13 protein-coding genes are annotated in these 13,295 nt (G+C 66.6%); 10 read left to right on the forward strand and 3 right to left on the reverse strand.

The genetic code is table 11. The features are described 5' to 3' along the window. The first annotated feature begins 357 nt into the window (after positions 1–357). From ACFFIA_RS24495 to ACFFIA_RS24505, 3 genes are read left to right on the forward strand one after another with little or no spacing between them, the layout of a single operon-like run. Positions 358–1,254: a Scr1 family TA system antitoxin-like transcriptional regulator gene (locus tag ACFFIA_RS24495; RefSeq protein WP_377254164.1), complete on the forward strand. Its 897-nt coding sequence runs from the start codon at positions 358–360 to the stop codon at positions 1,252–1,254. Positions 1,255–1,277: 23 nt separating this feature from the next. After that, a complete protein-coding gene (locus ACFFIA_RS24500; protein WP_377254166.1) occupies positions 1,278–2,180 on the forward strand; it encodes a helix-turn-helix domain-containing protein in 903 nt (300 codons plus the stop codon). Positions 2,181–2,205: 25 nt separating this feature from the next. After that, a complete protein-coding gene (locus ACFFIA_RS24505) occupies positions 2,206–2,439 on the forward strand; it encodes a hypothetical protein (protein ID WP_377254168.1) in 234 nt (77 codons plus the stop codon). Positions 2,440–3,806: 1,367 nt separating this feature from the next. On the opposite strand, the gene ACFFIA_RS24510 is transcribed toward ACFFIA_RS24505, so the two are convergent. Then, the gene (locus ACFFIA_RS24510; protein ID WP_377254170.1) at positions 3,807–4,823 is read right to left on the reverse strand and encodes an SMODS domain-containing nucleotidyltransferase; all 1,017 of its coding nucleotides are present in this window, start codon (positions 4,821–4,823) and stop codon (positions 3,807–3,809) included. A 131-nt stretch (positions 4,824–4,954) separates the two neighbouring features. On the opposite strand from ACFFIA_RS24510, the gene ACFFIA_RS24515 reads away from it, so the two are divergent. From ACFFIA_RS24515 to ACFFIA_RS24525, 3 genes are all read left to right on the forward strand, one after another. Continuing rightward, the gene (locus ACFFIA_RS24515; protein WP_377254172.1) at positions 4,955–5,290 is read left to right on the forward strand and encodes a hypothetical protein; all 336 of its coding nucleotides are present in this window, start codon (positions 4,955–4,957) and stop codon (positions 5,288–5,290) included. Continuing rightward, positions 5,287–6,363, forward strand: coding sequence for an ImmA/IrrE family metallo-endopeptidase (locus ACFFIA_RS24520; RefSeq protein WP_377254174.1), 1,077 nt, complete (start codon positions 5,287–5,289; stop codon positions 6,361–6,363). Before ACFFIA_RS24515 ends, ACFFIA_RS24520 begins: the two co-directional genes overlap by 4 nt. Before the next feature lie 129 nt (positions 6,364–6,492). Continuing rightward, positions 6,493–7,890, forward strand: coding sequence for a DUF6602 domain-containing protein (locus ACFFIA_RS24525; RefSeq protein WP_377254176.1), 1,398 nt, complete (start codon positions 6,493–6,495; stop codon positions 7,888–7,890). Positions 7,891–8,109: 219 nt separating this feature from the next. Here the strand turns inward: ACFFIA_RS24525 and ACFFIA_RS24530 are convergent, their stop codons facing one another. Beyond that, positions 8,110–9,585: a relaxase/mobilization nuclease domain-containing protein gene (locus ACFFIA_RS24530; RefSeq protein WP_377254178.1), complete on the reverse strand. Its 1,476-nt coding sequence runs from the start codon at positions 9,583–9,585 to the stop codon at positions 8,110–8,112. After that, a complete protein-coding gene (locus ACFFIA_RS24535; RefSeq protein ID WP_377254180.1) occupies positions 9,582–10,013 on the reverse strand; it encodes a hypothetical protein in 432 nt (143 codons plus the stop codon). Before ACFFIA_RS24535 ends, ACFFIA_RS24530 begins: the two co-directional genes overlap by 4 nt. Before the next feature lie 186 nt (positions 10,014–10,199). Here ACFFIA_RS24535 and ACFFIA_RS24540 point away from each other — a divergent pair, with 186 nt between their 5' ends. The 4 genes from ACFFIA_RS24540 to ACFFIA_RS24555 all read left to right on the forward strand — a co-directional run bounded on the left by ACFFIA_RS24540 (position 10,200) and on the right by ACFFIA_RS24555 (position 13,228). Beyond that, positions 10,200–10,715, forward strand: a complete 516-nt coding sequence (locus ACFFIA_RS24540) for a hypothetical protein (protein WP_377254182.1) — start codon at positions 10,200–10,202, stop codon at positions 10,713–10,715. A gap of 355 nt (positions 10,716–11,070) precedes the next feature. Further along, entirely contained in the window at positions 11,071–11,298 is a 228-nt protein-coding gene (locus ACFFIA_RS24545) for a DNA-binding protein (RefSeq protein WP_377254184.1), read from the forward strand. Between the two features lie 215 nt (positions 11,299–11,513). Then, positions 11,514–11,843 carry a hypothetical protein gene (locus ACFFIA_RS24550; protein WP_377254186.1) on the forward strand — a complete coding sequence of 110 codons (330 nt, stop codon included), beginning with the start codon at positions 11,514–11,516 and terminating at the stop codon, positions 11,841–11,843. Next, positions 11,840–13,228, forward strand: a complete 1,389-nt coding sequence (locus ACFFIA_RS24555; RefSeq protein ID WP_377254188.1) for a tyrosine-type recombinase/integrase — start codon at positions 11,840–11,842, stop codon at positions 13,226–13,228. The genes ACFFIA_RS24550 and ACFFIA_RS24555 overlap by 4 nt, the downstream gene beginning before the upstream one ends. Positions 13,229–13,295 lie beyond the last annotated feature (67 nt).

Here is a 13,295-nt window from a genome sequence, read left to right on the forward strand (position 1 = left end):
AGCGGTCGGCATTGGTGTCACACCGCCTCCTCGCCTCGATCACGCCCCACCCTCCCATCTGATCACAACCCAGGCGGCGGCCACCGCGCCGCGGCACCCCCTGGCGGTCCGATGCGGACACGGTGCATGTCCGCCCCAACGGTCTAGCGACGGGTACACCACGACGGCGTGAATGGACGCCATGACCTCACCGCCGTACCCGCCGTCAGGCTGCGGCGATGAGTGCCGGGCGGGATCGCCGGCGAACGCGGCCCTCCCCACGGGCGCCGACGCTCCCGCCCAAACCAGAACCACACCGCGGATCACCGAACTGTTGCCCGTCGTTTCCCGGCGGGTGTGCCCCGACCGGAGTTGGAGGTGACGGTGCCGAACAAGAAAGAGCAGCGAGCGCCGTCGTTGCGGGCCTGCTTGTTGGGCGATCGGCTGCGGGCGCTGCGCGAGGATCGCGGTTTGACGCTGCGATACGTCTCCGCCTATCTGGGCGTGGACTACAACCTGGTGAGGTTGCTCGAGCACGGCGAGTGGAGGTCGCATCGCGGCGAGGTTGTCACGCTGCTCGACCTGTACGGCGTACATGAGCACGGCGAGCGCGACTTCCTGGTCGGGTTGGCGAGGGATGCGTTTCGGTTGCCTTTGTGGGAGGGCGACTTCGACGCTCCTGAACTCGACGTGTCGACGTTGGACAGTCTGTGGCTGGAGTCGGTGGCGGAACAGATCCGCTGCTACGGCGCAGCGCTGGTGCCTGACCTCTTGCGTACGCCTGGATACGCCGAAGCGGTAGTCCGCCGGAAGCACGGCCCGCACGCGTCCGAGCAGGAACTGGTCTGGCGGACACGGGCGTCCAGCCGCCGGCAGCGTGGGGTGTTCGATCGGCGGCCGCTGGTCGACGTGCGGGCGGTGATCGCCGAGGCAGCGCTGCACCGTCCTGTCGGAGCGACCGAGGACACATGGCGAGCCCAGCTGGAGCAACTGTCGAAGGGCGGAGAACACGGGTCGGTGCAGGTCCGAGTGCTGCCCACGTCAGCCAGCTATGTGCCGGGCATGGACGGCACGTTCACGGTATTCGACCTGGCGCAGTCGTTTGTCCCGGCGGTCGCGTGCCGTCCGCACGCCCACAGCGTCGCCGTGCATGACGGCCGGACCACAGAGTGGTACGCGAGGGCGTTCGACCAGCTCTGGGATGCGGCGTTACCGGCCGCGGAGTCGGCCCGGCTGATTGGCGACCTGGTCGCGGAAACGACAGCACGTCGATGAGTTGAAGGGAAAGGTGTCGCACAATGCCGACCGAGCGAAAACACTTCGAGCCATCGGTTCGGTCCCAGTTTCTGGGCAGCCGCATGCGAGAGCTGCGGGAGGGCCGCGGACTGACCTTGAAGTACATCGCCACGTACCTCGGCGTGGAATTCTCCACGCTCGCCCGCTACGAGCGAGCCGAGTGGCCGTTCCGCCGCGACCACGTGACCGCCCTGCTGGATGTGTACGGGGTGTACGACGACCCGACGCGTGCCGGGTTGATGGAGCTCGCACAGAACGCTTGGCGGATCAATCAGTGGGAACCCACCACCAACCAGTACGAGCCCACTGGCGACGAGACGGTCATCGACGACTGGTGGGTGCAGGACCGGGCTGCGGAGTTGTGCGTCTACGCCGACCTGGTGGTACCGGAGGAGGTGCAGACGCGCGACTACGCCGAAGCGCTCATCAGCCACACCGTGCAACAGCCGCTGTGGGTCGACAAGCTCGTGCGCCGGCAACTGGAGCGGCAGCAGGCCCTGGACGACAAGAAGCCGCCCACCCGTCTGGAGATCCTGTTGGAAGAGTCAGTGCTACACCGCCCGGTCGGTGGACGGATAGTGCTGGCGCAGCAGTTGCAACACCTGAACCGACTGGCCGAGCAGCGGCCGCACGTCAAGATTCGGATCCTACCTACCCGCGTCGGCTGGCATGCCGGACTCGACGGCGCGTTCACCGTATGCGCGATGCAGAGGCCCTATCCGCCGGTCGCACTCGTGCACCACCTCGACGGTCGTCTGATCCTCGAAGCCACCGCAGCCAAGCGGTACAGCGCCACGTTCGACAAGCTCCGCGAGGTCGCGCTGAGCCCGGCCGAGTCGTTCGCTCTGATCGACACGATCGCCGACGAGATCGACGCCGGCAGCACCAACGCACCAGCCGCCTGAACAAGACAACAGATTGGAGCCCCTGATGCAGATGATTCCCTTCGACGTCGAGGCGTCCCGGACCGCCGTAACGGTCGGCGCGCAGCGGATCGCCGCCTACGCCGACAAGCACGCCATCACGATCGACCCGAGCCAGTGTGAGGATCTGGCCGAGCTGCTGTTCGGCGACTACCGCGCCTTCCTCGCCGGCCTCACCCACGCCACCGGAACCCACGACCCGGTATCCGCTGGCCGTGACTCGGACAGCCACAGCGGATGAAGCTCGCCTGCCGCCCACCCACTCCGCCTGCGGACGGCCCGGGTGGGCGGCAAGTGAACCGTCCTGCGCAACGGCCACCAGCTCTCGCATCACCATCTACGACCTCGCAGGTGCACTTCCGGGTCTGTGTAGGATTCACAGGCGCCATACCACCCGGCGGCCCCTGTCTTGGGGTCGTCAGAGCCGGAAAGCATCGTTCAATCTGAAACGGTCACTGAGGCGGACTGGTCGGAGTCTCCAGGGCCTCCGACGATCGCTGGTCGGGGACCTCTGGCAACGGCCGGGTAGCGGCGCCTGGCTGCTGATGACTGGCGAGGCATCCGCGAGTTCGGAGTCGCCGAAGGATCCACCCGCGCCACATGAGCCGACGGATGCCGAATCGGTAGCGGACGGCGTGCTCCATTCTGGTGATGATCTCAGGTATGCCCCGAGGGCCGAAGGAGCCTAGGACCATGTCGGCTGGTGCGGCGATTGGAGGGTGGCGCCAGGCGTCGCTGCATGCGGGGCCGACGAGACGCGCGAGATCGGCGAGGCAACCATCGAGGACGGCGCTGAGTGCACTGCTCTCTCCAGCGACCCAGGCGCGTGATTCGGCTATCTGCTCCTGGAGCGCGTGTCCCCGCTCGGCTAGCGCGGCTAGTGTCTGCGGCTCGTCGTCCGTGCGCCGGCGGATCCGGTACGGGTACTCGGCCCAGGCGACGAGCGTGCGGACGACTTGGGCGTAGCGGTCCCGGCGTGCGGCGGCTACGGCGCGAGCGTTGCCCAGTGCGGTGGTGAACAGGCCGGCCAGGAGAGTGGAACCGAGCAGAAGGGTCACGACCGTAAGGGTGGTGTTGCTGCCCTCCGGCGCGGCGGCCGCCGCGGTCACGAGTGTGATCGGGCCCACCTGGCCGCCTCTCTGCGCATTCGCGCTGTTGTCAACGGGTGGGGTGTGTCGCCGGCTGGGCCGTGGGGTGCGTCTTCACACGGCCACTGTCCAGTGCGCCGCCAGGCCTCCTCAAAGATTAGATGCCGGTGGATGAGGGTGACGAGCGCCTCAAGTCCGTCGGCTGGTAGCCACCGCAGGGCGGGGTCGTCGCGGTCGTATTGAAGGCATAGGTCGCGGCGGGGTAGTGGGTTGCGGTGCTTGTACCGCCGGCTGCCGCCGTTGCGCGGATAAGCATGGACCCGGCCGTCAGGCAGTAGCACGATCCGTACGTTCTCGTCGGGGTATCCGTCGGCGGCGAGTGCGGGCAGCGGGCGCAGGGTCAACTCGATGACGGCGGCGCCGTTGCGGAGAGCGCGGCCGGCGGCCTCCACCACGCCGTACACAGCGGCGTGGCGGAGGAGGTGCTCGGCTGCGGCCCCGGGGTCCGCGAGGGCGTGGCTTACCGGGAACCCCATGACCGTCCGGGCCGGTTTGGCTGCGCCGCGCGCTGCGAGGTGACCGCGCGGCCGGTGGACGTGATGCTCCCGCCGACGAGGCCGGCCAGGGCCTGAGAGCTCGTCTGCGCTGCTGGCTCGGGGAACGACTCACCGAGCAGGCTGTGCCAGATGTCGATGGCCGCGGCGTGCTCGCCGTCGGCAGCGAGTGCGACCGCCTCCCGGGCGCGGGCGGCGGCTCGGTTGAAGGCCTGGCTGTAGGTGGCCCGTTGTGCCGGGGTCCATTCCGCGGCGAGGTCGTCGACGCCGGTAGGGTCGAGCACCTTGCCGAGCACCGCGGTGGCCGCGTGCGCGAAAAGGGCGAGCAGTGCCCGATCGTGGGGCATCTTCTTGAAGATCACCGCGTATGTGAGCGACTCGACTGCAAGTCCGCACAGCTCGTCGAGCAGTGGCTCGTTGGCCTTGTACTCCTTGCCCATTCGGACCTGGTGGACGAACACACCGAGGGTGGCCTGGTTGCGCTGGGATATGACGCGGTTGAGCGTACGGGTGTTGGACCATTCCCACTGGTCCTGCTCTCGGTCGGCGATGAAGATGTCCTCGCCGCCGTCCGGGTCGGCGAACGCCGGCACCAGGTCGAAGGTGAATGTGCAGTCCGGAAAAGAGACCTGCAGGGCATGCGCCGGGGTGTCCTCGCCGTCGAACCTTGCCCCGGGGAATCTAGCCGTGACCGCGATCTGGATCGCGGACATGGCCGCAGCGGGCCCGCCGACGCCGTCGCCGCCCCAGGCCGGCCGGTGCACCTCTGCCAGGAGGATGACCATATCCACGTCCTTGAGCGGCTTGCGCATCGTCTTGCGGGCGAAGCTGCCCTGCAGGAAGGTGCTGGCTGCGATGCCGGCATCGGTGAGGCAGTCCGTGATCTCCTGGTGGCGAGTTTGCGCCTTGCGGCGCTCCTGCGGATCGAGGTTGAGGTTCTCGTCGAACTCGTCGAACGCCCTCGCAACAGTGCGTGGTGCCATGGTGCCCGTTGTCTCCTTCACGTGCTGAAGGCGCCGACACGCGTCGGTACCGCTCGCCCGGAGTCGCGGCGAGTATGCTGAACCTGCGAGGTGCATCGTAGCAGCTTTACCTCTGAGGTATAGGAAAACCGGTGGACGTGAGTTTCGTGGACGGTCGGCTGGCACGCGAGTGCAACTCCTCAGCCCGGTTGCGTGCCAGGTGGGGTGACCTGTGGACGTCGGTTGCCCGGCGCCTGCTGCAGATCGCGGCGGCCGCGCGCGTGGCCGACCTCGCGCTGCTGCCGTACGCGCAGCTGTCCGGTGCCCAGGAACCAGGCACCTACGATGTGACATTCGGAGAGGGCATCATGATCAGACTGGTTGCAGTCGACGACAACGGAAATCCAGTCGCCACCGAAGCCGGCGGCGCCTCAGTAGTGGAGATCCAGATCGTGTCGATCTCAGCCGCACGGAAGAAGGCAGCGTGACCGGGCGAGTTGATGCCGGGTTCCACCCCGACTATGCGATCGCGCCGGGTGAGACACTGCGCGATAAGCTCGCAGAGATCGGCATGTCCCAGGCCGATCTAGCCGATCGTGCGAACCTGTCGCCCAAACACGTCAACCAGATCATCCACGGCACCGCCCCGATCACCCACGACACGGCGCTCGCCTTCGAACGGATCACGGGCATGCCTGCGAAGATCTGGAACGCCTTGGAAGCGGCGTACCGCGACGCTCTCGCCCGACAAGCACAACGGGAGTTGGCCCCAGAGGACCGCGCCTGGCTCAACCAGTTGCCGATCACCGCACTTCGTGCCAAGGGCCTGCTCCCCAAGGACCGGGATGAGGGAGCCACCTTCGAGGCGCTGCTAAACTTCTTCGGCGTCGCCGATCGGCGCGCTTGGGAGCGGATTTGGCTGCAGCCCGTCGCATCGTTCAAACGCACACGTGCATTCCGCAGCGAGCCAGGCGCCGTCGCCGCGTGGTTGCGGGCGGGTCAGATGCAAGCACTAGACGTCCAATGCAGCCCATTCGATGCGGCGGCGTTCCGCAAGGTAGTTCGCGCGGCCCGATCGCTCACTCGGCAGGTCGATTTCGGGGAGCAGCTACGGGTGCTCTGCGCGTCGACCGGAGTCGCGGTGGTTTACGTGCCGGAGGTTGGCAAATGTCGAGCGAGCGGAGCGGCACAATGGGCCAGCTCGACAAAGGCAATTATTCAGGTTAGCGACCGATACAAGCGCTCAGACAGCTTCTGGTTCGCATTCTTCCACGAGGCCGCCCACATCCTCCACCACTCAAAAAAAGAGACGTTCATCAACGACGGCAGCGAGGACGACGCGGTCGAGGCCGAAGCCAACCACTTCGCCCGAACCACACTGATACCTGCCGAATTCGAACCTGACCTTCAGAATCTCTCGACGGCTGCCGATGTAGTCGCATTCGCCGAACGAATCGGTATCCATCCAGGTATCGTCGCTGGCCGGCTCGCCAACGACGGCATCGCACAATGGACATGGCCCAAGGTTGGACGGCTGCGAAGCGCTCTTCGAATAGTTTAAGGAATAAGCCACCCAACCGTACTTGTGAGGTCGCGGCGGGATGCAGCGTGCTCGACTGCACTGCGGCGACATCAACTTGCGGCAACCGACTTTCTGTCGCCTCGACGGCCGTAGCTGCAGGGCTGGCACTTGAACGAGCATTCGGGCGGGCCACTGCATGGCTTCCTCGTCCCGAGCAACCGGCGGCGTCACCTGCCTGAGGTTGTTGCTGAATACAAGGGAGAATACACCGTGATACGAACCGTGGCCGAACTGCTTTCGGGCATCACTCGGGAGGTACTTCCGCAGCTAGACGCAGTGGAGGTCAAACATGCGCCAACGATTGGCGATATGTACGAAGGGCTTTCTGCTGAGCTCTTAGGTCGAGCAATCCCCGAAGGTATCGAGCTGGACGTCGTTACCGGCTTTGCTCATGATGGTAGCGGAAACCTATCGCGCCAATTGGACTGCATGGTCGTTCGCGGCAAAGGAGACCCGATTCCCTACACGAATGCGTTCGTTTGGCACGTAAAGGACGTCATTGCTGTTATCGAAGTCAAAAAGACCTTGCATAGCGCCCAGATCGTAGAAGCGCTCGACTTGCTTAGGTCCGTCTGGGAGCTGGAGAATAGGTATAGAAGCGTGTGGGCGACGGAAGCACCGAACGATACCGTCGATATAACTTCAGCTCAAAGGGCCTTTTCTCAGACAACAGGCTTGATCGCGCCATCGTATGGCGGACTTGAGGCTCTTTCTGCCGAAGATCAAATGATCTTCCACACCTTAGTGAGCGAGCAGCAGTCAATCGTGCGCATCATGCTTGGCTACCACGGATTCAAGAGTGAGTTGGCTTTTCGCAAGGCTCTTGTAGACATCCTTCGCGCGAACGTCGGCGTCCGCGGCTTCAGTCCTAGCTCCCTCCCACAACTCATCATCTCGGGCAGTAACTCGATTGTAAAGATGAACGGAAGGCCCTACTCGGCTCCGCTCATTGGTGGTCAATGGCCCTTCTATGTTTCAACACCGGTCAACCCGATGCTGATCCTTCTGGAGTTGGTCTGGACGCGACTTGATCAACTCTTCGGGTTGCCGCATCTTTGGAGAGAGGACCTCGATCTTGAGGTCCCGCGTACGCTGATCTTGGCGACGGGGGAACGGTACGGTTGGCATCTTTCGTTTGTTGATCCCTCCGAGGATGACCTTCAGTCGTTACCTACGACCGAGGCTTGGAGCCCAGCTTTTGTCTCGCTGGAGGAGTTCGTCGTCCTACAAAGACTCTGCGCCGGCGGCACCGTCAAGGTAGATGATCCGAAGCTTTTGGAATGGTTGCGCGCGCAAAAAGTGGCGCCGGAGGATCTGTGTCGGCGCCTTATCGCAACGCGGCTAGTAGCGATGCACGGGAAAGAAATGAAACTGATAACAATCGACTGCTTATGCGCCGTACTTCCGTCCGGCGAGTATGTAGCTGCAGAGAACAACACTGGGAGGCTAAGCAGGTGGATAGATCGCCGGATCGGCCGGGATCGAACTGAACCCTCGGGCGGTTAGGAGACGAGCCGTCAGGCGACCGATAGCGCAGGGCACGTCCGTTAGCATTGCTCAATGACCAGGGGCCGGATTTGTTTCAGCTATGCCGCCGCGTTTGTTTCGCGGCGCGCTTCGGAGGATACGGCAGTGCCCGATGCCGAAGAATGCGACCCGCGGCGTCCGACGAACGAGATTCGAGTGAGCACAGCCGCTTCACCGAGTGGCCTTGCCGGTTCATTCCTATCGGTGCTGACCGCGCTGCTGTCTGGACGACCGTTCCGGCTCCCGATGCCAGGCATGCCGTGTACCTGCTACGCGCGCTCCGGTAAGCCCGGATTGCGGGACATAAGCGCGAAGGCGGCCGGCTGCTTCGCGAGCGGCCCGCGTCTGTTGCAACCGATCAACCGCCTCGCACAAGTCGGCGAGATTTTCCGCGAACGCGGCGAGTGTGTAGACCAGCTGCGTCGCGGCCGTCGCGTCTTCGTCCCGGGACGCCGTGCTCGTCTTCGCGACGAGCCGCGCCATGGCGCGCAGGTGTCCTGCCTGCGAGACCCGACGGGCTGAGATGCGGCCGCGTAGTTCGTGAGCGGCCCTATCGAGCCATTCGGCTGCCTCGGTCAGTGGGCCACCGCTGCGGCCTTCCCAAGCCTGCGCGGTGGCGGTCAGCAGGTCGGCGGCGGCGTAGGCGATGGCGGATGCCACGGCGGGACTGGGCGACGCTGCGATCACGGTAGTAGCGTCCCGGACCGTCTCGGCCGCGCGCCTGGACACGTTGAGCGGGAAGCTGGCGGCCGCGGCGATCCGGGCCGCGTTCCCGCCCATTGGTGGGGGTGTCCCGGTCCATCGGGACCGCAGTTGTGGCAGGGTCAAGTCGGCCGCGAGGCGACCTCCGCCGTACCACACGACCTCCCCGGTCGCCGTGCGGTGTCCCGGTAGCCCGACCGCATACCCAGTCACCTCGTCCGCGTCGCGGGAGCTGCGCCGTAGCCTCACCTGCGCGCCGGCTGCGGTGAGGCGAGCGAAGAACTCGTGTTCGTCTGCGGCGATGGCGGCCGTCTCGCGCACCTGCCGGCGTAGCTGCTCGCGCGGTGCCACCACGCGGTGAGTGCCGGCTGTACGCTTCGAACCGCCGGCAAGGCGCGCGGCCTTGTTCAGCTCGGCCGCGCCTGGCCACCGCCGCGCGCCCGGTCCGGCCACCGCGACGCGGTACACGCCGTAGCGTTCCTCCAGGTCCCGGCAGGCGGCCTGGGCCTTCCGCTTGTCCTGCCACGGCCAAGCTGTGCGCCGGTCCTGCCGGACCAGGGTGGCGACGAGGTGGACGTGGTCGTCGTTGTGCCGCACCGCCAGCCACCGCACCGCGTCCAGGTCGCCGTGTGGTGCGAGCTCGACAGCGGCGATGACCTCGGCCGCGATGTGCGCCCACTGCCCATCGGAGAGGGTGCGGTCGGTGGGATGGGTGCGGATCGAGCAGTGCCACACCGTCTTGGCCGGCGGCCGGAACCCGATCCGCACCGGTTGCTCCAGCAGCTGCGTCAACCGACGCACGTCAGGGCCACCGCCGGGTAGACGCGGCGGTTGCAGGTTCGGGAGCGGGTCGGCGCCGTCCCACGCGGCCACCACCCGCGGGTGCAAGTGCTCCTCCCGCTTGCCCGGCCCGAACAGGTAGCGCAGCAGCCCACCGACGTTGCTGCCGCGCGGGTGGACGGCGGGGATCACGCCAGCCTGCGGTGGATCAGGGCCACCACCGCGTCGACCTCCATCACGGCACGGGTCACCCGGTTGACCGCATGCTCCAACCACACCGGCGGCTGCCCGGTGCTATTGAGCTGCGCCGCCGCCTGATTCACGTTCACGCCGGCACGGTTGACCGCGGTACGGGCGGCGAACAACTCCCGCTGCAGCTCCGCCAACTCCTCCATCCCAGCCCCGCTACCAGCCGGCGCCGCCTGGCCGGGCTGCCGTCGCGCCACCGCGAGCGTGGCGGACGCGCAGAAGCCGGCCACCGTCATCTGCGCCGCCTCTGCGGCAGCCCGGACCGCGGTCAGCTCCTCGTCGCTGAACCTCGGCGTGATACGCCCTTCTCGCGCCGTCGGGCCGCGTGCCCGATACCGGCGAGCTGTGCGCCCCTTCGTGCCACCTGCCATGCCCGACACGGTCCAGCGGAGGTGTTAGCGGAAGCGTTGCCATAACCCCTAGCCCTCCACCACGCCGCAGGCCGAACAGTGACCGCGCCCGGTCACACCCCGAAAGGGATGCCGAAGGCACCAACTTGCTCCGCGCCCTGCTGCCGGCGGGCCACGGCGCTGGTGCGCTACGAAGGAGCCGTGGACATGGCCGAGATCGAGCGCGAGGTCGCCCGCCTGGACGCCATCTACCGTCCGGTGGCCACCAAGCCCATGGACATCATCGATCCCGACGCCTTCGAAAACATGGGCGCCACCATCCAGGCGGACTTGGCGCAACTTGCCGTGGACGACCAAGCCGAGGCGATCCTCCGCACGATCATCGAGGTCTACGCCGCTGGCGACAAGACCATGCGCGCGGCGGTCCGGCAGCTGTTCGACCGGTACACGTCGTTCCGGTGGGCCGCTCACCTGCCCCGCGACTGGGACACCGCGGCTGAGTTCCGCGCCCACCTGCTGCACCTATCCGCCCGCGACCAAGGCCCGGACACCCGCGACGAGATCCTGACGCTGCAGGATCTGTGCGACCGTGCCCGCCAAGCCGGCATCGACGTCGACCCCATCCTGGATGAGATCGGCGCCATGTCCAGCGACGAGGACCGGTATGGCATGGGATCCATGCGAAGCGTCATCCTCAGCTACGGCAAGCGCCGCACGGGCTGAGTCGTCAGCAGGCACAGAGCTTCTGCTTCCGCCGTCCAGGCGGAAGCGGAAGCGGAAGGGAACCTCAAGCGGAAGGAAGCGGAAGCTGCGGACTTCCAGAGGGTTCCGCCTGCCGAGACGCTCAGCCCAGCCACTCACCGCAACGGGACACACGCCAAACCGGCAACGGGACGGCGGGACGCTACCCGTAGCCCGCTACCCGTAGCCCGCTACCCGTAGCGCTTCCGGCAACACCTCCGCCAACCCCTTTGTGCTAGGCACTCGCGTCCCGCCGACGCTAGGGGCAACGCCTTCGCCTACCCCAACGGCGCACGCTGCGGCAAAGGAGACAGCCGTAGAACGGGGAGGAATCGTGATGAGTACGCGTGTGCCGACGCCGGACGAGATCCGGGCGTGGCCGGTCACTGTGGACGTCCCGACCGCGGGACGGGCCTTCGGCGTCGGCCGGGACGAGTCGTACCGCCTCGCGAAGCAGGGGCGCTTTCCCGTCCCGGTGCTCCGCCTCGGCCGCTACCTCCGCGTCACCCGCGCTTCCGTGCTCGTCGCCCTCGGCGTCAGCGACACATCGGACACCATTCCATAAAACGCTCCACTTCTGTCAGTACTTACGCTATATTGATCTGAGGCGATTGCATGGAGGGAGCGGCATTGGCTGCGGTGACCCAAATGCACACGGACCCCCACGGGCACGAGTGGCGAGTTACGGTGCACTGGAAGACGACCGGCGGGGCCGCACGCCCAATCGGCTTGGAGCTTCGCGCGTCAACGGACAAGCCTGGGGGCACTCTCACCGCGGCGGTGCTCCGTTCCCTGCGCATCGGCGATCTCATCGAGCGATCCCGACCAGCCAACACCTGGACCGCACCACGAGCGACGGCCCCGCCAAGGGTGACCGGCCCAGGGCGACCAGCCGCGCGGGGCGACGACTTCATCGCTGAGGTCGCCGCCCTCTATCGCGAGGCCAAGGCCAAGGGCGGCATGCCAGCCCGCAAGCCGTGGCGGTACGTCGCCGAGCAACTCCAGGTCCAAGGCGTCGGCGACGTCACCGACGGCCAGCTCAAGAACTGGTCCCGTCGCGCAAAGAACCTCGGCCTGCTGCCGAGCACACCAAGGAAGGAGAAGGAATGAACCGGCCCTACGTGTACCGGGGACGCAAGATCCCCGGCGTGTATCAGCGCTGCACCGCCAAGTGTGGCCCGGACAAGTGCACCCAGCACCGCTGGCAGTACGAGATCGAGCTGCCACCGGGCCCGGACGGCACGCGCCAGCGCGACGTCAAGGGTGGCTTCGAGACCGCCCGCGAAGCAGTCGACGCCCGGGCGGAGGTGCTGCGCGAGTTCAAGGCAGGCAACCGCTCCCTCGACCCGAAGCTCACGCTCGGCGAGTGGCTGCCCAACTGGCTCGCGGCCCGCATCGAGCGGGGCGAGCTACGGGAAGGTACAGCGGAGGACTACGAGGACAGCATCAACCGCTTCCTCATCCCCCGCCTCGGTCACATGAAGCTCGTCGACCTGAGGGCAGCGCACATCACGGCCGCCTACGACGCGATGCGCAGAGACCGGGATGAGGAGATCAAGCGCGCCAAGGCGATCAACGACGAGCGCCGTGCGGAGGCCGACGCCAAGAACCGCGTCAAGCACTCCGGCCGGCCACGAGTGCCACGCCTCGTCCGCGTCCCACGCCCGCTCGGTCCGCTCACGATGCGGCGGATCCACAACACGCTGTCCGGAGCACTCAGGAGCGCGACCCGCGCCGGCCTTATCACCCGCAACCCGGCACCAGACGCCGAGCTACCCAAGGCGGTCGTACCCAAGGCGAAGGTCTGGACCGCTGACCAGCTAGGCACGTTCCTGGACGCGATCGAGGGGCAGCGGCTCTACCCGCTCTACCACCTGGCAGCATTCGCTGGCATGCGCCGCGGGGAGCTGTGCGGTATCTCCTGGGACGACGTCGACCTCGACGCAGGCCGCATCGTCGTCGCCTGGCAGATCACCGAGAAGAGCTACCGCGCCGCCCGGCGCGCCGAGCGGGAGGGCAAGAAGCGCCGCTACCGCACCAAGCCCAAGACCCGCGCCGGCGAGGACCGCGTCGTCGACCTGGACGCCGTCTCGGTCGAGGTGCTCAGGAAGTGGCGCAAGACACAACGCGAGGAGCGGCTCCGCTGGGGTCCGGCGTACGCCGAGCCGATCGACGAGCACGGCGACCTGGTCTTCACCAGCGAGGACGGACGACCGCTCGACCCGGGCCTGACCTACACCCGCTTCATCCGACTGGTCAAAGAAGCGGGGCTCTCGCACCTCAAGCTCCACGGCCTCCGGCACATGAACATCTCGCTCCAGCTCGAAGCCGGCGTCTCCGAGACGGTCATCGCGATGCGAGTCGGACACACCTCGCCGGCGCTCATCCGGTCGACCTACGGACACCTGATCGGTACCGTCGGCAAGAGGGCCGCCGAAGCGACTGCCGCGATGGTGCCCAGAGCGCAGAACAGGAAGATCAAGAGGGCCAGCTAGCAAGATCCCCTACAAAACCCCAACAATCAGCCCCGAACATCTAAATCGGTAGATCCGACTGATCGTT

It is taken from the genome of Phytohabitans kaempferiae (assembly GCF_042433955.1).
Classification (GTDB): Bacteria; Actinomycetota; Actinomycetes; order Mycobacteriales; family Micromonosporaceae; genus Phytohabitans; species Phytohabitans kaempferiae.